General features: G+C 69.5%; 1 protein-coding gene. It reads right to left on the bottom strand.

Translation table 11 applies throughout. The annotated features are described in order from the left end of the window. On the bottom strand, positions 1 to 668 hold a 668-nt coding region (locus AB4Z35_RS29925; RefSeq protein WP_442101147.1), incomplete at both ends, for a phosphotransferase.

Here is a 668-nt window from a genome sequence, read left to right as displayed (position 1 = left end):
ATCAGCACCTGCCCGAAGTGGAAATCGCCGTGGATGCGGGTCTGGAGGCTGCCCGGGGCGGCCTGCGCCAGGCGTGCCACCAGCTTGGGCAGCTTGCCGCGCGCGGCGACCAGCGTCTCGATATCGGTGGCGAAGGCGCCGGTGGCGTTCTGGCGGCGGGCTTCAAGCAGATCGAGCGCCTCGTTGAGGGACTTCAGCGCTTCCTCGGCCCATTCGCCGGCCTGCGCCTCGGTGGCGGGTTCGGGCGAGAAGGCGGCCTCGTCGCTGGGCCGGGCCAGCACCGCGTGCAACTCGGCCAGACGGCGGCCCAGCGTGCCGACCATGGTCGAATAGCCGGCCATGGCTTCGACGAACTCGCCGTCGGCGTCTTCGGACGGCATGGCGTCGTCGATCAGGCGGCTCAGGTAGTCGAGCGTCCAGTCCCAGCCATCGCCCTGATTGAGGATGTAGCCCTGCAGCAGCATCAGCGTGTGCGGCGTGCCATCGGCGCCGGTGCGCACCACCTCGCCCAGCAGCGGCGCGGAGTGTGCGTAGCCTTGGCTGGTCAGGTAGCGCGTCATCTCGGCTTCCGGATGGATGCCGCCCGCCACCCGGCGCACCAGCTTGAGCACGCCGTTGTTGCCGTAAGCGAGCGAGCTGTTGGACTGTTCGGCGGACATCCACTGCAC

Origin of the sequence: Pseudomonas sp. KB_15 (assembly GCF_052114525.1) — a bacterium.
In the GTDB taxonomy this organism is placed as follows: Bacteria; Pseudomonadota; Gammaproteobacteria; order Pseudomonadales; family Pseudomonadaceae; genus Aquipseudomonas.
This window is presented reverse-complemented; position numbering and strand designations above follow the sequence as displayed.